Here is a 19,465-nt window from a genome sequence, read left to right on the forward strand (position 1 = left end):
TTAATCTGCGTCTGTTTCTGGAAGGATCGCTTTGATTTTTTTATCTGAAGGAATGATCTCTGTTTTCAACTCGTGCAACCATTCCAGCAGAGCGCGTGTCTGATAGAGACGGCTGCTGAGCACGACTTGATCAAAAAAGGCGGCATCATCCGTTTGCAATGTCATTGGGCCTTTTTTTGTTTGGAGATGTGTGAGAAACTGTTGACAGGCCTGAATTTGCCCTTCAAGGAGCGATGACATTTGTTCCGCGCTTAGATGTTGAGCAAAATAAAGCTTGATCAGAAAGAGGATGCGGATATCACGTGGTTTTTCAACAGGCTGAGCGATCCATTCGATAAATACGTTGTGTCCTGTCGGCGTCAAATGAAAAATTTTGCGTGGAGGTCGTGGACCTCGAGTCGAAATTTCGGCTTCGATATACTGTAAGCGTTCAAGTTTCTTAAAAAAAGCATACATCTGACTCATTTCCAGATGAATAATTTGTCCTAATGTACCGTTTTCGACGAGTTGAAACATTTCGTAGCCATGCATTGGGTGTGTATCGAGTAATCCCAAAATCATATATTCGGCTGGTTCACTGATTTGCATATTTCTTTCCCCAATCTTCGATCTCTAACAGAACCCATTATAGTAGAATACCTATACTGAAGCAATCCTTGCCAGCGGTAGTGACGTCAAGGGGGAAATTATAGTAAGTAGCGAGGTTCCCATATGAGTACGTATTCGCATGAACGATTATTACCTATCTTGAGCGCATTATTAATCGAGCTTCATGCTCTGCAATCAGCGATCCAGCCAGCAGAGCAGCATCCAACGATCGATGCTGAGGTCATCAACGCGGGATTGTCAGATCTGCAAACGCTGGCCTGTGAGGCTCTTGCGCTTGTACGTTCCTCTATGGAGGATGCATTTATTCCAGCTCTGGAGGGAGTGCCTTTAGCTGAGGCTCTTTCGCGTCTGGTGGAGGATACTGCCGAGACATTGGGATTGGCCAGTCGTATCTCGCTTACCGGCGGCGATGAACACGACCAGTCTTTGAAAGGGACGCTTGCGCCGGAGGCAGAGCGTCTGCTCTATCTGGTGACGCGTGAGGCGCTCTATCAAGTGGCGCAGCATCGAGACGCCCACAGAGTGCGCTTTGCCTTTCATTACCGACAAGATGGCGTGCAGATAAATCTGGAGGATGATGGTAATCCTGGAGAGCCTGATCCCGATCCTTTTCCGGCCCAGGCGGATAGCCAACGCGATGCCTCACCTATTCAATCTGCCCTCAAGGATGCTTTATTGACGCCCGTGATGTACGATCTGCGCTATCGACTGGAGCAGTTCGGGGGCAACCTGGATATTGAAGTCGTAGAGCCACGTGGAGTCCGTCTACGTGCCAGCCTTCCCTATCGTCAGCAGACAGGTGAGCCAGAGCCTTCTATCGCCTCAGGTGCGCCTCCGGTTGTTACAGCCGTAGTGCCTCAGTCTGGCGGCGTACCGGTAGTTGACCATGTGACAATCTTGATTGTGGATAGTATGGCTGTCACGCGTGCTGGTCTGCATCGTTTATTGGAGACCTATCCAGCTCTTTCTGTGATTGGCGAGGCAGTTGATGGACTCCAGGCGGTCAGTGAGTCGCTTGAACTGGGTCCGCAGGTCGTCTTGATGGATGCGCAGCTGCCAAATGGTCAGAGTTTAGAGGCTTTAAAGCAGATCAAGCAACTGAACATGAATATCAAAGTCTTATTACTGGCCACCCATGATCGCGAGGAATATCTCTATGAAACCTTGCGGGCAGGAGCGGACGGCTATGTGCTCAAAGATATTGCTCCGGACGAGTTAGCGCAAGCCGTGCAGGCGGTGGCACGTGGAGAAATATTAGTCCAGCCGCAGCTAGCCAATCGCCTGCTCTCGCGCTTTGGACGCCAGGGACGTGGTAACGGTCGTTTTGACACGTTGACTGCTCGCGAACTGGAGGTTTTGCATCTGCTGGCGCGTGGCCTGCGCAATAAGGAGATTGCTGCCCGCCTCTATGTCAGCGAGCGCACCGTAAACTTTCACCTGGCGAACATCTATCAGAAGCTCAACGTATCCGGCCGCACAGAAGCCCTGAGTAAAGCCCTCGAACAGGGCTTGATCACCCCCTAAGCCCCTATGGAATGTGTCCCCCGAACCAGCCAACGTAGCGTCGGACGCTTGCGTACGATGTCCCACTCGACGTACGATCAGGCCGGCCAGCGTTGCTCGCCGAGATCTTCCTGTCTCGTACGAGTTACAGGGACATCGTACGCAAGCGTCCGACGCTACATTTATTAAACTTCGCCGGCGTGCCAACCATCGATCTCTTGTTTGAGTGACGCGATATAGGCGTTCTCGTCATTATGATCGGCAGTCGGGGCATAAACAGGGATGATTAGATCAACTGTTGTTAAACCTCGCACATTGACATAATAGTTACGAATCAGCGAATACCAGGCGGTGAAGCCATCTTCCCAGCTTGCGTACTTGGCGTAGCCGCCGCGATCCTGATCAACACAGGTGGCACCGTTATAGCAGCGCAAATTTCCCAATGATAGGGTTGTCGTTGCCTCACCTGCTGTACCAAAGCCGCTTTCATGTTGGAAGAAGGCCAATGCAAAGACGGGATCGATACCATACTGCTTGCCCAGATCATATAGGGCCTGACCTTTGCCAGCCGCTGGCGAGCCATGAGCCTGGAGTACTTGATTGATGAAGGCAGCACTGATGGTAGGATTTCCCAGCACTGCATAGGGACCTGTGGCTTTGGGGATAGTCTTTTTGATTGGTTCTGGCTTGGTCTCCTGCCAATCCTTGGATTGCGTCCCGCCTACCTGGATACTATATGACTGTCCGCCATTATAGAAGTTGATGGTGTCGTTACGCTGAAGTATACCGGCACTGATCAATACAAACATAGAGACGGTCGCAAAGATAAAACAGATCAGCCAGGGTCTTAACCAGGGCTTACGATGTTCTATCTGTTGCAATGGTGATGGGACGTCATGCGCGAGGGCTCGATCTATGTTGACTGCCCGAATGGTCTGCGTAACGGGGAGGACACGTGTGGGATTTCCTCCACCTCGGGTCTCGGGAAGTATCGTTGTCGCATAGGTTTGTGCGTCTTCATTCAGCGCTCGCGTTGCATTTTCGGTAAGTGCTCGCGTTGCGTTTTCGCTTAACACGCGGGTTGGCCTGGATATTTTTGTTTCAGGCAGCATCAGCGTATTATTTTCTGCTTGCCTCTGCTTCAGAATACGCGTAGCTGTCTCTGTGGTGTTACTGTTTTTCGTACTATTAGAACTCTTGGACGTTTTGGTGGTAGCAGAAGTTTTGGTGGTAGTGGTACTTTTTTGACGAGTGCCTGTAGTGGTCGTAGATGTTTTGGGAGTCCTTGGGGTCTTGGGACTGGCCGGTGCATTTTCTGTATCCTCAGGACTCGGCATCTGTGTCACATTATTTGTTTTAGGAGCGCGAGGTTTTCTTGTCGTCGTGGAAGTCGTCGTATTTCTGGTACGATTCCTCGGAACATCTACCTTCTCCGTCGTCAAGGGGCGTACAGAGGCGCTATCACGACTGAAGGTGATATTCTCTGCATCGGTGTCATCGGTGTCATCTGTCATATATAGCAGATGCCTGGTAGCACGGGCAGGAATCAATGTGCGATCATCTTTAGGCGTTGATGGCACTGGCTTTTTGGCGTAGTTTCCACTCGCCATGTAGACAACCTCCTTGAATAAAAACGAACCTTTGTTCTAAGTATAACACATTCTCCCCAAATCCCCAACCAATCCGCTCTAAATGTTCCTTGAAGCGTAGAAACACAGCTAGCTACAACCTATCATATCACTCTAAAAGCGGCTAAAGAATAAGAAATTAGTCCTGTATTGAAGAACTAGATTAGAATTTTCCTCGATTCTTCTCCTATTTTGGTTGCTGTTGATGATACAATGCGACGATATATTTTCTTATTAGGAGAGTTTATTCCAGGATGTTGTAAAATTGTGGTAGGACCATTGTTTGAGTAATCGGGTATACTAGGAAAAACATGACAAATATCCCTAAAGGGTTGCATGATTGTGTGCATGTATGGCAAACTTGCCTGGAATATGTTTGCATGTCTGTAACACATAGTCCTAGCCTGTCATCCAGCTACCCTGTGAATCGTTGTACATAACAGTGTAAGTAATTGAAATACAAATACGGGTGCAATACCTTGTGCTTAAAAAATGAGAAAGTAATTTCATCTTCTATTCTGAAAGGGGCATTTGTCCTGTGAACGGGAATTTTATCGTGTTTTCAGCAACCAACCTGAGTCTTACGGCCTCTGCGGACCCGCTGGCTACGCTCCAGAGCCTCTATGGCCCCATTGTTGGTTGTCTTGTGATGTTTTTGGTCATCTTTTCTCTCAGCTTGATTATCTGGACGTTTCGCGACATCCGTTCTCGGACGCAAGATTTTGTGTCACAGATTCTCGCTACGGTGTTGGTCACTCTTTTTAACGTGGGTGGTTTGTTTATCTACCTTATTTTGCGACCTCGCCAGACCTTAGCCGAAATTTATGAGCGTCAGTTAGAGGAAGAGTCTCTGCTGGCTGAGATGACCGAGCGTCAAACGTGTACTAACTGCCATGCCCGTGTGGAGTCTGATTTCCAGGTCTGCCCATCTTGTGGTCAAAAGTTAAAACGTTCCTGCCCCAAGTGCGAGCGCTTGCTTGAGCTGCGCTGGACCTACTGTCCCTATTGTGCCAGCAGTGTCGGCAATGCTCCTATGCCAGGGAACATGCCTGGTAATATGCCTGGGATTTCGATGCAGGGCATGCCCCCCAATGCATCCATGCCAGGTAATCCCAGTATGCCTGTTAGCGGCAATCGTTACTAAGTATGTGACTAAATATGTGACTGCATATGCTTATCATGTGGCTTCAGGATGGTTGAGGTTCTCTTTCTCCTCTTCTTGCATTTTTATGACATGAGTGAGAGCCGCCATCCTGAATTTTTCTTTTTTTCTACATATTTATCTCTTCCTTAAATCTTCTCAATCACATCCAGGCCTATATCAATATAAAACGGCCTGGATAGCTCTTTCAAGAGGCTTGTCCGTTCATCCTACCTGCTTTGTTTGTTGGCTGAAATGTGATATAATAAGGAAACAAAATAAGGCATCCAGTACCACATTTTTGGTATGCTGTGAGAATGTTTTCTATATGAAGGTAAGGATCCACAAAAGAGCTTCGTTGCATGTCTGTATATGTTGATGCATATCATGGATACTGTCGTGTCACCCCATCTGAAGCCAAATTTGTGCTTGATTGCCTGTGTCCCTGTAAAAAAACTTTTCCAGTGCCCGATGATCTGTCGACCCGCTGGTTCAGGCAGGTTGTCCTTTTTCCTAAAAATTCTTTATTGAATAAAAGGCAGACTATGCCATTTCTATTCCATGGCATGCAGATGAAAAGTGCTACCGTGCGCTTCTGAATCTTCATGCGTATGAGTCAGATGAGCTTCGCGCGTATGGGGCTTCTGTCTATCTGTGTATGGCAAGGATGTCTCTGTAATAGTCCCGTTTGTGAAATAGCTTGCGTATCCCGAGGATGCTTTCCTTGATGTCGTGTGGGTTCGGCGTTTCTGACTGACGGGTTTCCATATTGGAGTGTTTTTGATGGCTAAGACGAGAGAATCTATTATGTCAGAGCAACTCCCTGAAGATTATGATGATGCTCTACTCACTGAACAGATAAATTCGAGTGGGAATGGTGATGGCGATGGGAATGGGATCGTGAACGACAATGGCGGCAATGGTGATAATTATAGCGGACAGAATATTCAGATTCTCGAAGGCTTAGAAGCGGTCCGTGTACGTCCTGGGATGTACATTGGCTCGACCGATCAGCGTGGACTGCATCATCTTGTTTATGAGGCTGTCGATAATAGCGTTGACGAGGTGATGGCGGGTTACGCTGATCTTGTCACCGTTGTGATCCATGCGGATGAGTCTGTCACCATCGAAGATAATGGACGTGGTATCCCTGTCGACGAGCATCATCAACGTCCGGGGATGTCGACACTTGAGGTCGTGATGACTGTGCTGCACGCAGGCGGCAAATTTGGTGGTGGTGGTTATCAGATCAGTAGTGGCCTGCATGGCGTCGGTGTTTCTGTCGTCAACGCCCTCTCTGAATGGTGCCAGGTAGATGTCAAACATCATGGTAAAATCTATCGCCAGCGCTACGAGAAAGGCTTCCCGGTGACGCCCCTCGAGATCGTCGGCGAGGCTGAAGGCAGCGGCACGAAAACAACGTTCCTGGCCGACCTCTCGGTCATGGCGACTCGCGACTATAGCTTCGATACGCTGGCGCAGCGCTTCCGTGAAATGGCCTACTTGAACCGTGGCCTGACCATCAGCCTGTCTGACGAGCGCACCGATCGTGAAGCTACCTTCTACTTCGAAGGTGGTCTGATGTCCTTTGTCCGTTATCTCAACAAGAACCGCACCACCTTACAGGCGCGTCCAGTCAGCATCTCGCGTGATATTGATAACGTCAAAGTCGAAGTGGCCCTTCAATACAACGACAGCTGGACACCGACCGAGTACTCCTTTGCGAACGGTATCAATACAGTTGATGGTGGTATGCATATCACCGGCTTCCGTAGTGCTCTTACGCGTACCCTGAACGACTACGCCCGCAAAGCCAACATCCTCAAGGAGAAGGACGCCAACCTGACCGGCGACGATGTACGTCAAGGCTTGACGGCCGTCATCAGCGTCAAAGTGCAGAATCCGCAATTTGAAGCGCAGACGAAATCCAAGCTCAACAACGCCGAAGTGCGCCCAGCTGTAGAGACAGTCACCGCCGAGATCCTCAACCAGTATCTGGAGATGACACCCAGCGAAGCCAAAGCGATCATCGACAAATGTCTGATGTCCGCCAGAGCGCGTGAGGCGGCCCGTGCGGCCCGTGATCTCATCCAACGCAAGAATGCACTGGATAACTCTCTACCGGGCAAACTCGCTGATTGTAGTGAACGTGTGGCGGATCGTTGTGAACTCTATCTCGTCGAGGGTGACTCGGCTGGCGGATCGGCCAAACAGGGACGTGATCGACACTTCCAGGCGATCCTCCCTCTGCGAGGTAAGATCCTCAACGTTGAGCGTGTCGGCCTGGACACCGTCCTGAAGAACGAAGAAGTCAAGAACATCATCACCGCCATCGGAGTTGGCATCGACGAGCACTTCAACATGACGCGCCTGCGTTACGGCCGGGTGGTGATCATGTGCGACGCCGACGTTGACGGTGCTCACATCCGCACCCTGCTCCTGACCTTCTTCTACCGACACATGCAGCAACTGATCGCCGACGGACACCTTTATATTGCCCAGCCACCGCTCTTCCACGTCAAGATCGGCAAGCAGGTGCATTATGTCTACACCGACGAAGAGCGCGACGGCTTGATCAGCGAATACAAATTGTCGCACAACGGCAAAGAGCCCGAAGTTGGTCGCTACAAAGGTCTTGGAGAAATGAATCCCGAGACCCTCTGGGAGACCACCATGGACCCAGCTCGTCGCACGATCCTCAAGGTCAACATCGACGAAGCCGTAGAAGCCGACAACGTCTTTAGTATGCTCATGGGGAGCGAAGTCATGCCGCGCAAACGCTTCATCGAGAGCCACGCCAAGAGTGCCAATCTCGACGTCTAAGCGTTTAGTACCTATCAAACGTAATAAAGGGATGAGGTAGCCAGAGGCCGCCTCATCCCTTTAAATATAATGTTGTACAATTTACTGTTCAAATAAAGAATCATATTCCCTCTCGGACTATATTGTTAGGAGGAGAAACATGGCCAGGAAAGCAAAGCTATCCAAGCAAAAAAAACACCCAAATAACAATCCATCACCAGCTGATCGAATGTACAATGACATCGGCATACAATTACTGGCTGGTGACTATGCTGGTGTCGTTACCAGTTGCGAGCGTTTACTGGATTTTCTCCCATCGACCTCTTCGATGCGCGTCGATGTCCTGGCACACCTTGGAACTGCGTATGGACTGCAACGCAACTTCCCCATGGCCTATGACGCCTTGAGCAAAGCCCTGGAGTTGGCCCCCAATGATGCTGACCTCTGGTTCAATCGCAGCATGTCCAGTCGTTTCACCATGCGTCTGGGCCAATCGTTTCAGGACCTGACGCGTGCGGCCGAACTGAACAAAGATCCTCAGCTCACGCGGAAGATCAACAAAGAACTGAGATTCAGCCAGAGAGTAGCCAATCGAGAGCTGCGGTTACGTGGCCGTGCCTTTACCCTGGAGCAGTTGATCGAACAAGAGGAACACTTCCAGCGAGGTGTGGCACTGATGGGTGCACGCCAGTGGGAGGAAGCGGCACAAGCTTTTCAGGCTTCCATCGACATGGGAGACTGCTTGCCACAGCCCTGGGGTAATATGGGCATCTGCCTGCTGATGCAGGAACGCTACGACGAATCTGAGGCAGCCTTGAAGCACGCGCTCAAAATTAATCGCAGATATAGAATTGCCAGACACAACCTGAAACTACTTGCCGAATGTCGCAAAAATGGACCTCCGGCCATCCTTGGATCTGAAGATCCATTTGCCAAGAAAAAGATTAAGCAACATATTACCTATGTTAAAGAGTTGTGATTAGCTACCACAGATACTCAAGCCGACCAGCTTTAAATCCTCGCGCTTGATAGGAGCTGTCTTTGGTACTTCATTGCTATGCGTATCGGCCTGCTCGCTGATCTCGACGATGCTGGCCGGTAGCTCCTGGACCCCTGCCGCCAACTGTTTATCCAACTCATCCCGCCACTCCTCATCTTCCTGAGCCACTATATATACTAGAAAAGCTGGAACAGAAGAAGAATTCTTGTTATCCATAACCTGCAGCATCTCCATTTCAATCTGTATTACCTCTATTATAAATATTTTTAACCTATAATATAAATCGGAGCGATAAAATAAAATATGCTATTAAAGTAGTTATATGCATTTACAAAAGTACTATCTTATTTTGGATTGATTAGTTTATATGTATAAATATTATGGTGGCTTATTCCACGATGATATTTAGTATTGTCGTGGAAAATGTTTTTTTATCTCTGAAATATTGCAAGGTGTATGTTGAAAAGAAAAGACTCATGGAAAGTGGCGGCGCAAATTTTTGTGCTGAGCCGTATCGCGCTTATACTGATTACCTACATGAGTATCAGTGGCCTGATAAAAAATCCCCCTCATGACTGCTTCCATGAATTGAGATATTGCCTTAATTCATGGAATGTCTTTGACACCACTCATTTTATTGCCATTGCATCGCAAGGATACTCCCATTTAGCATCTTACGAAACGGCTTTCTTTCCCTTATATCCCTGGCTTATTCGCATCTTTGGTTTCGCATTGGGAGGTTCTACCACTGCTTATTATCTTTCCAGCCTATTGATCTCAAATTGCTGTTTTTATTTTGCATCGGTATTCTTCTATGCAATGATCTCAGAGGATTTTGGGGATGAGATTGCTAAAAATAGCCTGTTTCTGCTAGCACTTAATCCTTTTGGCTTTTTCTTTTTTGCGGGCTATACAGAATCGCTGTTTTTGTTGCTATGTCTTGCTGTGTTCTACTTTTTAAAGCGGGGTTCTATTTTAGATTGGTATGTGGCAGGCATCTGTGGTTTTTTGGCCGCTCTAACAAGAGGACCCGGACTGAGTACTGCTTTACTTTTTTTTGTATTTTTCCTTCGTCGTTTCTGGCCCTTGCACCGTATGTTGCGAGAGCATTGGAAGGAGATGATCCTCAGGCTTATTCCGATCTTTTTTATCGCTGGCGGAGTGCTCACCTATATGCTCTATTTGTGGATCTCCAAAGGTGATCCGATAGCCTTCAGCCATGCTGAGGAGCACTGGGGGCGGAGCATGATCTTTCCTGGCCAGGGGATTCTTGTGCTTGTGTACGAGTTCATCTTTGTGCCAAAGGATCGTATTCAACGCAATCTGATCGATTTGATTTTCACTGTGCTTCCCTTACTTGTCTTAATCTATAGTTGGAAGCGGCTTCCACTTGAATATCTCTGCTTTTGTGTTGCGATTATCCTGTTCTCTTTGACCTATAATTATCTGGGACCATCTCCCTTAACCTCCCAGCCACGTTTTCTGGCGCTGATGTTTCCTGTTTACGTAGCGATCGCCATTTCGTGTAAAAATACCTTTGTGCGACAGGTCTGGTCAACTCTTTTTATCGCTTTTTTTGTGATGGGAGCTGCTATGTTTGTGCGACACATCTGGATTGCTTAGCAGCGTGTGAGAAAAAACCTCCACATGCATGTAGATAGGGTTAAGCTACAAAGTTATCTAAGATAGTTTTAACCCTATCTTTATCTTTTTAGAATATCCACCCAATGTTTCACGTGAAACATTATCGACCCACCAATCACCTTCAACGTTATGGCGCTTTTCTATCGCCTTTACCTGGATTTGCTCTTTTTGTTGCTGGAGCTATACACGAAGGTATCGGTAGCATATGGATTATCCTCCTCATCCTCGAGATCATCCTCATCCCAGCCGCCGTCGTAGTAAGGATAGCTATGGCTGCCGCGCTCAGTCTTGCGTTCCAATTTGTGGGGACATGTATTTCTTATATCCACGCCGAGAATTTGTAGCATCTCTTCGATGGGATAGCTTTCGCTTTCTGCGACCGTGATGGGACGTCCATATGTGGAGGCATATTCGTGTCGTTCCTGACTGGTGTGTCCTCGCAGATACTGGAGCAGCTCTTCGGATAGAAATTGTTCGGCTGTGCGATATGGGAGATGGAAATGATAGCTGGCGTTGTCGCTGCTGTAGTGGAAGCCGATCAGGCTGAGCCCTTCTGGATCAAGTTTGCGCCGCTCGCCAGGATTCAATGTGTCCCAGTTGCCGACGTAGCGGCTCCAGGGGATCTCGATCAGATCGGTTGGATACACAAAGAGGTCCATCAAGTCCTGATACGGGATCGGCTGGCGTGATTGGAGTGCTTGATTAATCAATGTTAATAGGCTGTCATGGATGCTTGTCTCTATCAATTCTGTGAGCTGTTGCGTGGCATTTCCCTGCTCGGGCTGAAAGGATTTTCCTGTGATCTGTTGAAAGAGTGCTCGTGCGATGTCATGATCGTCGTTTTCAATCTGAGGGAGATGATTGAGTTCTTCGAAGAGCAACTCGGTTGCTGTGCTGGCGGCGAGATCTGTCGTGAAATTGTGCCTGAAGGCTGGACTCCCGTCCACATAGCTGATCGGTGTAATTGTGCCGTTACCGACTGCTTGCTCGATGATGGCGGCTTTGACGCTGTAGAGCCCCTGCCGATCGTCATAATAAAGCAGATCGGCGGCTTTGGCCCAATGATTAATATGACTGAGATGATGGAGCGTTTTTTCTATCTCCGTTGCCTGACAGAGCCATTTGAGGCGTCCTGGCATGATGCCTCCCGGATCGTTAGGCTGGACTTGATACCTGGGATAGCAACTCATATTCCAGTGCTGAATCGAGTCGTCTGTCGCTTTCCTGCCTGCCTGCTCATGTTGCGTGACAGCATAGAGTTGTTGGATCAGTTGTAATAGCTCGACGCGGAAGCGGATATTATCTCCGGTAGAGCGCAAAACCAGATTGGAGGTGAAGCAGCATGGGATGCGTTCCGTCGTGATGCTCGGAAAGGCGTGCAGCGAGGCGATAATACTGTCGTGGACGAAGTAGCTGAGGGTGTTGAACGTGATATAGGCATATTCTTTATGTGGCGTGTCTGGAAGCAAGACATATGGATGTATCTCCACTTTGCCATCGATGCCCTGACAGTAGTCTCGGCTGACAATGGCCGGCATGCGTTGAATCAGCTCTATAATGGGTCGCATCGCTGTTTCTTTATCGCGATGGTTAATCTGTCTGGCGCTGATTGGTTCGCTGAGGCATTGATATTCGGGATGCGCCAGTACTTCTTTGTAGTGTAGATCCAGCCAGCGGAAGAGCTCACGGGCCTGACGTATATAACTGTTGTCGCTTGCCAGTAGCGCTTTTTCTCCTACCACTGATAGTAGGTTGTCAGTGAAGAGCCTATTTCTCAGTATCCAGGGAGCCTTTTTGTCTGCAATCTCCTCGCGATAGGCTGGATTAGTCGCAAATTCATAACAAAAGGTGCGGATGGTCCCATAATTGACCTCCTCAAAGAAGAAGTCACGGAGATAGTGACTCTCTCCATAGACTTCGCACTCCTTTTCAATACTGGCCAGATCGAAGCAATAGCGTTCAAGTGGTAATATATGTTGTTGCATGAATGTCGTATCAATATTTTTGAGTGTGTTATGTAGCTGTGCACGTAGCTGTTTGATCTGCTTTTTTGTGCTAGCAGGCATCTTCCTATCCTGGAAGGGGCGTTGAAGTTCCAGAATATCCTGCTCGCTGCCTTCTCTTGCTGCCTTTTTAAGCTGCTCCAGAGCAGGCATAAGTTGAACTTTATACGGCTCTTTGAGGGCCTTGAGTAGTAAGTGCATATTGAGTTGCTTTAACGGAAGCGTGTCCAGAGCGACTTTTTCGCTACACCAGAGGATTATTTGATGCTCTCCCACTTCAGCCCCTGTATCCATTTCGGCCATAAATTTGTAGCTCTCGTAGACAATCTTGTACATTTCTATCCGCATGCTATCCTACCCCATTTCCACCTTTCTAACCTGAAGCGTCTCTCTGTGTCTGTGACTCAATCGATTATGAAAATTATGCTACTAAGATAATTACTGATGACAGAGTATTTTCTACTGTTCTGTACCCCACCTGTGATTCACGAATCACGAGCCCCTGATGCATACGCCTGGCTAAATCCTGGGTATAAAGTGCCAGTTCGCGGTCCATCTCATGGATGACGGAACCTTGTTGTATCCGTCGACCTAGATCCTGTGTGTACTCTGTTAGCTCGCGCTTGCAGCTGTGGATAATACTGGTTGAATACTGGCAGATGTTGAGCGCTTCCTGGCGTCTCCCCTGTCCTGCCAACAAGATCAGCAAGCGACAGAGTACATCTTCGTCTTCGGGCGAGACTTGCAGGAAGGCAAACAGTATCTCTTCCGCCTCGCGTAGTCTCTGGCCCTGGATATATAAATCAACGAGGTGATAGAGGACACGATGCCGGGCTCCATCGATCGTTTGTCGGCGACTATGGGTCCAGGGAAATTGTTGCTCATCCTCCAGAAAATCGCCCTTATCCAGCGCATGGGCCGCTTCGAGATAGGGCAGTGGACTGATGCCCTTTTTCTCCTGACGGATCGCCGTGTTTGCCAGTTTGAGCAAGGCATCGGCGTCCACCCAGAGCCACGACTGTGGTGGTAAGAGGAAGAGCGTCTCTTTGTTGATGCGTTGTGTTTGCAGTAAGCTCTGCTCGACATCGGTTTCCGTTGGCACAAACAAAATGTGACGTCGTAGCACCGAGGCGGTTGTATCGAGGGCGTGGCTGGCGTTGATCGCTTTCCGCGTTGGCCAGAGATTCTCGATCAACGTTGTTTTAGTCATCCGACGACGCGGACTGCACAATAAGAGCTTCAGCATCGTTACCGCTGTGCCCCGACTACCAATATCGTCGCAGGGGATCAGGCAGTAGCGTGGACGTCCAGACTGGACCGGGAGGGCACGCATCACTGTAAATTCGCCTAATGTTGTTATCCGGATTAAGGGATATGGTGGCTTTCTCTGTTGCTCAAATGGATCTATTGTCGGCATTGTTCATCCTCTCCTCAACACCACATTTCTATTTGATACTATGGTCGGTATATAGCCCTGGGCAAATAAGATTTTTATGTTTCAAGCATACCATACATGGGATTTTTCCCTGTGAGGATTTCGTGAGGTTTTTGAGCTTGCTATAATCATCCCTATGAATCTTAGGGCCTTAAATTTTTTATCGTTCTGTCAATCTTTTTCAAACCTGACGTTTTCATGACAGCTCTTAGTGTCGAGCGAAGCGAAGACTTGTAGCGTCGGACGCTTGCGTACGATGTCCCAGTAGCTCGTACGATCAGGCCGGCCAGCAGGATTTCGACGAACCCCGCTGACCGGCCTGATCGTACGTGGAGTGGGACATCTCGACCTCTTTCTACTTGCCTCTCTGTATGACGATCTTGATTGGCTTACATCAATTGCTCAGCGATAACGTGACACTTCCTACCTGTGGCATCCACATCTGGGTTTCGGTGCCCAGATTGACCCGCATGTATTGTGTTCCTGCTGGCAATGTACTCACAGCGGAATACGTCGTGGCATAGATATTTGCGATATCGGTTGTGCCAGTCGTATCGGTGCTCTGATCGAATACCTGTGGAACGGGATACGTGTATTGGAGTGCTAATGAGGTCCAATGTTTCCCATCGGAAGATACATCGACATAAAAGCAGTTCACGTCATCGGGATCATCCAGATAGACCCGTGCCTGGAAATTGATGAGATTTTGCTGCTTATAGACAAAATTTTGTGCTTGATTGCTGTAACGTTTGACGCGTGATGTATCGTTCTCAAACCAGGAGTCATGCTTGGTATCGAAAACTATATTTTGAGTGTGACTGATGGTCTTTGACCAATCATTGAGATTATCAACTATGGTGCTTTGTGGCACTGCACCTGTGGTGGATGGTGTTGGTGTCGGAGTGGGCGTATTCGTTGGCGTGAGCGTCACTGTTGGCGTTAATGTCGCTGTATCAGTATCGGTAGCCGTCGGAGTTGATGTCGTTGCCGGAGTTGGTGTAACCTGTGAATGTTGTGTATCTATCGACTCAGGCGTATTGGTAACTGTGGTATCGGCTGTTATCGACGAGTCTCTGGAGGTGATTGTGCTCAGTGATCCGCGAGCTGGAAGGGTTGTCAACAGCATCATGCTATCGGCTGGAATCGTCACATTTGTATCAGAACCCATGGTCATGGAAACTGTTGTTGTTGGTGTGGGAAAGCCATTACTATCTACCGAACGTTGCCCATCCACATAGTTATACTGATCAAATTGTGCGCTCCCGCTTCCAGGCAGATTTAGCGTCACTGTCTCAGAAGAACTATTCTGATTTACGATGGCTACAGTCCACTCAGGGGTAGTGGTAATATTCAATTGTGCTGCGACCATACGTACATTTGGAGTACTTACTGTTGGAGCATAGATCTGAGAGCCGACTCTAAAATAACGTGCGAGCAGGCTCCAGGAATAGAACCAGGGATGCAAGGTACCAGTGACAACATTTCCCAGTCCACACTGCTTGGTTCCAGAATCCACGACAAACAGATTATCGTCAAAGCACCATGCGCTGGCGCCACTTAAGCCTGCCCGAGCGAGCTGTATCCCATAATCTCCCATATCCAGGCCATATTGATAGCTACTTGCCGTCGAGCCACCATCTACGCCATTTTCGCCCATCTCGCCGAGGAAAACGGGCGTTGCTGTTGTCTGCTGCTGATTAATCTTTTTTAGCTGGCTGCTGAGATATTGTTCTACTTGCCCACTACTGATATCTGCATGTGATGCGTAGTGATGCCATTCGTATGCGCTGAGATGAGCCTGCTCAGCTGCCGGAGCGGAGTTATTCCAGTTATCACCACAGGCATCAGGTCCGGCTATATAGACTTCACCTAGCAGATTAGCGCTGATGAGTGCATCATATAAATTATTGGTTGCCGTTTCCCACTGGCCGAGCGTATAATCTGTCCAGGTTTGACCGGCATAATTGCAATCAGCTTCGTTAGGCGTATGATATAACTTGATATTAGTATAGCCTTTGACATTGATCATTTCGTTCAAAAAATCGGCTTCAATCTTAGCAAATTGCGTTGAAGCAAAGGCTACGCCATCCGGAGGGCGCCAGGCACCGATGGCCACTGCCGTGTTGGATGCTTTGAGGCTATCCAGCATGCGATACCATGATTGCATCGCAGGTGCATTCCAATCGTAACTGGGACAGCCGGATGACGTACACATGCCAAAGTTATCCGTTGTCCGTACGAGTCCAGGCTGCATATAATCCTCTTCAGCAGTCAGCTTATTCCACTGGCTATCCGTCAGAGACGTTTCGATATTTCCATATTGTGCTCCAAGCCCTATCCAGGGAGTGCTTAGTACGTTTTGATCGGAGAACGTTGGTTCTGCTGCATGTGCATTCATATTGGTCCGGACAACAAGTAGTACAGATAAGCAGAGGAGCACTACAAGTATCCAGATGACAGATAACTTGATAGGAATTCTTTTCAGCATCTATCGCCCTTCCAGATTGCGTAAATAATTGTATAGATACTGAAAGAATAGCAGGGAATGTTGTATGGTTTCTAGTCGCTGAGAGGGTCAATTCATGCTTGATACTACATGTATTGCTGGAACAGGGCATAATCGACTAATTGCTTGAGCCGTGCCGCATCAGAGATGGTCCAGATGGGCAGCGTGTACCACTGATGGGCAATCCCGATCTTTTTGATGATCACCTCACGCTCACCGACTCCAAAGCTGGCGATCTCTTCCCAGGGGAGATACGTGGTATCGTTATGGATGCTCACGCCGTCCAGGCTGATTGATAATGGTCCAAATGAGATTACCTGACCGGCATCGTAAGCTCTTAGTTGGGATGGCTTATCCTCGCCTGGTACTTGTAGAGCAGGTGCTATTGGTGCTATTGGTGCTACCTGCTGTACTGTGGAGAGCGGTCGAGGAGAGGGGATACGTGCATGCTTGGTGGCATATTCCAGTAGCCCCTTGAAAATCCATACATTTGGGAAATCAGATATATTCAGGGTTACCCATGCCCAGACATCGCCCAGACGATAGATGCTGATCGTTGTCTCGTCGATGCTGACGCGTTCAAATTCGTACCAGGATAGGCGCTGCTGCTCGCGCCGGGCTATGATACCTTGTGCGGTGACGATAAAATTGCCGAACGTGAGCGTTTCTCCGGCGTCGTACGCTGTGATCATTTGTGGGAGGAGATGCCGTGTGATCTCGCGTTCCATAAAGCCGCCCAGACGATCCAGATGTGGCAGATCATTTTCCAGCACAAATGTTTTGCCATCGTCGCGTAAAATAGTGTAGCGACAGAGCAAAGTTGCCCTGGTTCCCAGCGCGATCTCTTTGGATAGCTGAAGAATGCCATCCCAGCGAATCACCTCGTAGCTATGTTTAATGTAGATAAGTCCCTTTGGGCACAGAAAAATACGTATTTGAGATGAGACTACCGGCTCCATCAGCATCCACAGACCGATCCCGAACCAGGCCACCCCGATCCCAACCACCATCCAGCACTGCCAGAGTGGCCAGCTGCTGAAGATCTGCTCATACAGAAATGCGTAGGCTCCAATAATTGTGGCGCTGATGATAAATGCGAATGATGAGAGCACGAGGTACATATGGGAGATATGCTTTGGTTCATAGATGATTCGTGGTACGCCAAGCCGATGGGCATGTGCGCACGCATAGACTTTCTGTGGTATTTGTTTTTCAGATGTCACACGCATGGTTGAGCTCCATCAGCTTTATATTCTGGTATCTCTATAAGTATTATAGCTTAGAAAAGGATATTTCTCTTGTCTGACGTCAAAGAATATTGGGACTTGGACGGAAGTATGAAAAGTCGCTTAATTATGCCTTTATTGTTTATATCGTTCAACGGGTCATTCGTCAATAGGTATCCTGGTCAAAAATGTGTTTCTCATGTATATAGGAAAATTTTATGGCGGAGCCAGCTTGGCGCGGTCAGCTTGATATTATATTAATACACGACGACGCTGGTGTTCCATCCCGTGGCATTATAGAGCCACGCCGCCTGATCGGGCGGCAAATTGACACATCCGTGACTGCCGTTGCCAGAGTCTTGCTGATCTCCTGTCGCGTCATGGTGAGGAAATTCGGTCCCTGGTCCATAGCTTTTGCGCCACCAGCTATCGTGGATGAAATAGCCACCATCGTGAAAGAGCAGGGCATGCTGGATGACGGTATTTGGATACCAGTAGGGCGAGTTGGGGGCGTCGCTCGATTTGAATGTGGTGGGTGAGAGCCGATTGAGGATATTCCAGACTCCGGGTGGCGTTGGTCGTTCGGGGCGTCCGGTTGTGACTAAAAATGCGTGGACTAAATTTCCATCCTGATAGAGCCGTAGTTCCTGTTGACTTAGCGAGATCACAATCACCTGCCCTTGCTCTAAATGATAGTGCTGTAACGCCATGAGATCTGTCTGATGAACTTGATCATATGGTGTGGTATCCTCATAATCTTCCTCCATCAGTTGGTGATTAAATTGGAGCGTTTTGGCGTCGTCGATGGCGTTCTGAAGCCCACTGAGCGTCGTTGCCTGCTGAAGCTGCTTATCTGCATCCGCGCCGAAGTTGTTATCCAGATAGCTGGTATCGATGGCGTAACTATTGCCATCGAATTGATCATCGTAGACGTGGTCATTGCTCCACGCCTTTACATCCTGATGAAACTGATCGATGATTGGCTGTGCTTCGTTCCGTAGTACAATTGCTTGAGCGTCAAAGATATCTGTATCGACCTGCTGCAAAAAATGCTGATCATCGGCCATACTCATGGTCTGAGTTACCAGACTCTGATCGGCTGCCAGTCTGGACTGATAGGGGGTCGCATCAATATTATGGCTGGCAAGCTCCTTGATATGCTTATCCAGCTCATTGAGACGGGCGGAGGCAATGGATGGCATCGCCTGCGCGATATCATTGCTTGCCAGCTGATAATGATGCTTGATTTCTCTATCGAGCTTCTGTAGATCACTGCTACTTGAGAAACCTTGAAAAGCTTGCTGATCGCTCTGGTAGGAGGCCTGAAGCGTCTGCGCTGTTGCCTCTAAATGAGCCTCCCGGGCCAGTGTTAACATGGTTTTCAATCTACTGAGTGAGGCGGCCGTCGTTGCTGATTTGTGTAGCGTGGTTTGCACCTCTTTGAGGCTGGATTGATTCTGAGCATATTCCTCGAAACTTTGCGCTGTCTGAAGCTTGCTGTGTATCTGCTTGAGCAGTGCCGTGATTTGATGCGTGGGGATACCTTTGCTTGTCGCTTGCTTGAGCAACATTTGCGTCTGTTGAAATTGCTGTTCGGCCTGGCTCAAAGCAAGTTTTTTGTCTGTAAACATGACATTTTGTAATTGCGAAGTCAGGAGCACATATTTTTTATCCAGGGAATGATAATACTCATCGATCGGCTGATCGCTGAAGAGGCTGGTTGGTGGTTGCTGCTTGCTCAGTAGAGCCGCTTGCTGTAGGATTGTTTGCAAGGCATGCTCTGAAAATCCAAACTGCTGCGCACTCTGGAGTGTCTGCTGGAAATGTTGCTGACTGGTTACTGCGTGTTGTCGTACCTGTGAGGCACCCGCGCAAGCGCTCGTCGTGAGTGCCGCCGCCATTATCATCACCATCCCCATCGACTTCGCCAGACGTGCGTACCTGAGCACAGGATACGACAAACCCATT

At 48.6% G+C, this 19,465-nt stretch carries 13 protein-coding genes; 5 read left to right on the forward strand and 8 right to left on the reverse strand.

The genetic code is table 11. The annotated features are described in order from the left end of the window. Window positions 1–588, reverse strand: a complete 588-nt coding sequence (locus AC27N8_RS22635; RefSeq protein WP_487069662.1) for a PadR family transcriptional regulator — start codon at window positions 586–588, stop codon at window positions 1–3. 123 nt (window positions 589–711) lie between these two features. Between AC27N8_RS22635 and AC27N8_RS22640 the strand changes: the two genes are divergently transcribed. Beyond that, a complete protein-coding gene (locus AC27N8_RS22640; RefSeq protein ID WP_487069663.1) occupies window positions 712–2,133 on the forward strand; it encodes a LuxR C-terminal-related transcriptional regulator in 1,422 nt (473 codons plus the stop codon). Window positions 2,134–2,297: 164 nt separating this feature from the next. On the opposite strand, the gene AC27N8_RS22645 is transcribed toward AC27N8_RS22640, so the two are convergent. Next, window positions 2,298–3,722: a glucosaminidase domain-containing protein gene (locus AC27N8_RS22645; RefSeq protein WP_487069664.1), complete on the reverse strand. Its 1,425-nt coding sequence runs from the start codon at window positions 3,720–3,722 to the stop codon at window positions 2,298–2,300. A 556-nt stretch (window positions 3,723–4,278) separates the two neighbouring features. Between AC27N8_RS22645 and AC27N8_RS22650 the strand changes: the two genes are divergently transcribed. From AC27N8_RS22650 to AC27N8_RS22660, 3 genes are all read left to right on the forward strand, one after another. Further along, the gene (locus AC27N8_RS22650; RefSeq protein WP_487069665.1) at window positions 4,279–4,884 is read left to right on the forward strand and encodes a zinc ribbon domain-containing protein; all 606 of its coding nucleotides are present in this window, start codon (window positions 4,279–4,281) and stop codon (window positions 4,882–4,884) included. Window positions 4,885–5,688: 804 nt separating this feature from the next. Further along, a complete protein-coding gene (gyrB, locus tag AC27N8_RS22655; protein ID WP_487069666.1) occupies window positions 5,689–7,704 on the forward strand; it encodes a DNA topoisomerase (ATP-hydrolyzing) subunit B in 2,016 nt (671 codons plus the stop codon). A gap of 139 nt (window positions 7,705–7,843) precedes the next feature. After that, on the forward strand, window positions 7,844–8,662 hold the full coding sequence (locus AC27N8_RS22660) for a tetratricopeptide repeat protein (RefSeq protein ID WP_487069667.1): 819 nt from the start codon (window positions 7,844–7,846) through the stop codon (window positions 8,660–8,662). Here AC27N8_RS22660 and AC27N8_RS22665 read toward each other — a convergent pair whose 3' ends face one another. Then, complete coding sequence (locus AC27N8_RS22665) at window positions 8,663–8,899, reverse strand: hypothetical protein (RefSeq protein WP_487069668.1); 237 nt, start codon at window positions 8,897–8,899, stop codon at window positions 8,663–8,665. A gap of 240 nt (window positions 8,900–9,139) precedes the next feature. Here AC27N8_RS22665 and AC27N8_RS22670 point away from each other — a divergent pair, with 240 nt between their 5' ends. Then, window positions 9,140–10,306, forward strand: a complete 1,167-nt coding sequence (locus AC27N8_RS22670) for a hypothetical protein (RefSeq protein WP_487069669.1) — start codon at window positions 9,140–9,142, stop codon at window positions 10,304–10,306. 170 nt (window positions 10,307–10,476) lie between these two features. On the opposite strand, the gene AC27N8_RS22675 is transcribed toward AC27N8_RS22670, so the two are convergent. From AC27N8_RS22675 to AC27N8_RS22695, 5 genes are all read right to left on the reverse strand, one after another. Beyond that, window positions 10,477–12,678 carry a hypothetical protein gene (locus tag AC27N8_RS22675; RefSeq protein WP_487069670.1) on the reverse strand — a complete coding sequence of 734 codons (2,202 nt, stop codon included), beginning with the start codon at window positions 12,676–12,678 and terminating at the stop codon, window positions 10,477–10,479. A 73-nt stretch (window positions 12,679–12,751) separates the two neighbouring features. Then, entirely contained in the window at window positions 12,752–13,747 is a 996-nt protein-coding gene (locus AC27N8_RS22680; protein ID WP_487069671.1) for an AfsR/SARP family transcriptional regulator, read from the reverse strand. Window positions 13,748–14,159: 412 nt separating this feature from the next. Then, the gene (locus AC27N8_RS22685; protein ID WP_487069672.1) at window positions 14,160–16,253 is read right to left on the reverse strand and encodes a hypothetical protein; all 2,094 of its coding nucleotides are present in this window, start codon (window positions 16,251–16,253) and stop codon (window positions 14,160–14,162) included. A 104-nt stretch (window positions 16,254–16,357) separates the two neighbouring features. Beyond that, entirely contained in the window at window positions 16,358–17,500 is a 1,143-nt protein-coding gene (locus AC27N8_RS22690) for a DUF6585 family protein (protein WP_487069673.1), read from the reverse strand. A gap of 254 nt (window positions 17,501–17,754) precedes the next feature. Further along, complete coding sequence (locus AC27N8_RS22695; RefSeq protein ID WP_487069674.1) at window positions 17,755–19,464, reverse strand: L,D-transpeptidase; 1,710 nt, start codon at window positions 19,462–19,464, stop codon at window positions 17,755–17,757. Between the last annotated feature and the right edge of the window lies 1 nt (window position 19,465).

The organism is Dictyobacter sp. Z7_2 (assembly GCF_057551105.1).

What these genes read in the sequence shown, in the direction of transcription:
- AC27N8_RS22665 (WP_487069668.1), bottom strand. Translation starts at nt 8,899, where the DNA reads ATGGATAACAAGAATTCTTCTTCTGTTCCAGCTTTTCTAGTATATATA.
- AC27N8_RS22635 (WP_487069662.1), bottom strand. Translation starts at nt 588, where the DNA reads ATGCAAATCAGTGAACCAGCCGAATATATGATTTTGGGATTACTCGAT.
- AC27N8_RS22670 (WP_487069669.1), top strand. Translation starts at nt 9,140, where the DNA reads ATGTTGAAAAGAAAAGACTCATGGAAAGTGGCGGCGCAAATTTTTGTG.
- AC27N8_RS22680 (WP_487069671.1), bottom strand. Translation starts at nt 13,747, where the DNA reads ATGCCGACAATAGATCCATTTGAGCAACAGAGAAAGCCACCATATCCC.
- gyrB (WP_487069666.1), top strand. Translation starts at nt 5,689, where the DNA reads ATGTCAGAGCAACTCCCTGAAGATTATGATGATGCTCTACTCACTGAA.
- AC27N8_RS22660 (WP_487069667.1), top strand. Translation starts at nt 7,844, where the DNA reads ATGGCCAGGAAAGCAAAGCTATCCAAGCAAAAAAAACACCCAAATAAC.
- AC27N8_RS22695 (WP_487069674.1), bottom strand. Translation starts at nt 19,464, where the DNA reads ATGGGTTTGTCGTATCCTGTGCTCAGGTACGCACGTCTGGCGAAGTCG.
- AC27N8_RS22645 (WP_487069664.1), bottom strand. Translation starts at nt 3,722, where the DNA reads ATGGCGAGTGGAAACTACGCCAAAAAGCCAGTGCCATCAACGCCTAAA.
- AC27N8_RS22685 (WP_487069672.1), bottom strand. Translation starts at nt 16,253, where the DNA reads ATGCTGAAAAGAATTCCTATCAAGTTATCTGTCATCTGGATACTTGTA.
- AC27N8_RS22640 (WP_487069663.1), top strand. Translation starts at nt 712, where the DNA reads ATGAGTACGTATTCGCATGAACGATTATTACCTATCTTGAGCGCATTA.
- AC27N8_RS22675 (WP_487069670.1), bottom strand. Translation starts at nt 12,678, where the DNA reads ATGCGGATAGAAATGTACAAGATTGTCTACGAGAGCTACAAATTTATG.
- AC27N8_RS22690 (WP_487069673.1), bottom strand. Translation starts at nt 17,500, where the DNA reads ATGCGTGTGACATCTGAAAAACAAATACCACAGAAAGTCTATGCGTGC.